This window comes from Nocardia sp. bgisy134, assembly GCF_057708325.1.
Window position 1 is genome coordinate 1 of record NZ_JBYIRW010000065.1, and the last position, 854, is coordinate 854.

At 67.1% G+C, this 854-nt stretch carries 1 protein-coding gene; it reads left to right on the plus strand.

Annotation, left to right across the window (positions count from 1 at the left end; translation table 11 throughout):
• Positions 1-854 (plus strand): AMP-binding protein (locus tag AC3ERS_RS36580; RefSeq protein ID WP_431972734.1); only part of this gene is annotated, 854 nt, incomplete at both ends.

An 854-nucleotide genomic window follows, 5' to 3' on the forward strand; every position in this document is an offset into this window, starting at 1 on the left:
GGAGACAGAGCGTGCGGCGCTGACGCCGGTGCGGGGGCTGCCGGGTGGGTCGGTACGGACGTTGCCGGAGATCTTCAGCGCTGCGGCGGCGATCGATCCCGATGCGGTCGCCGTGGCCTGTGGTGACGTCCGGGTGTCGTATCGGGAACTCGAGGAACGATCGACCCGGCTGGCGCGATTGTTGATCGACCGGGGTGCCGGTCCGGAAACGTATGTCGCGGTGGGGATGTCGCGGTCGGTGGAGTCGGTGCTGGCGGTGTGGGCGGTCACCTCGACCGGGGCCGCGTTCGTGCCGGTGGATCCGACGTATCCGGCCGAGCGGATCTCGCACATGCTCACCGATTCCGGGGTCCTCCTCGGGTTGACGGTGTCTGGGCAGCGGGACAAACTTCCGGGAACGGTCGAGTGGCTGGTACTCGACGATCCCGAGCTGCAACGGGCCTGCGCGGCACACTCGGCCACCCCGATCACCGATGCGGATCGGACCGCGCGTCTGTCCCTGGACCACACGGCCTACCTCGTCTATACCTCCGGCTCCACCGGGGTCCCGAAGGGGGTGGTGGTCACTCACCGTGGATTGGACAACTTCGCGGCCGAACAGAGCGCTCGGCTGGGAGCTACCTCGTCGTCGCGGACCTTACATTTCGCGACTCCGAGTTTCGACGGGTCGGTGTTCGAGTATCTGCAGGCGTTCGGACCGGCGGCAACGATGGTGATCGCGCCGCCGACCGTGTACGGCGGCAAGGAACTGGCAGAGCTTCTCGCCGCCGAGCATGTCACGCATGGTTTCGTTACCACGGCGGCGTTGGCGACGGTCGATCCTGCCGGTCTCGACGAGTTCGGTGATGTGGTCT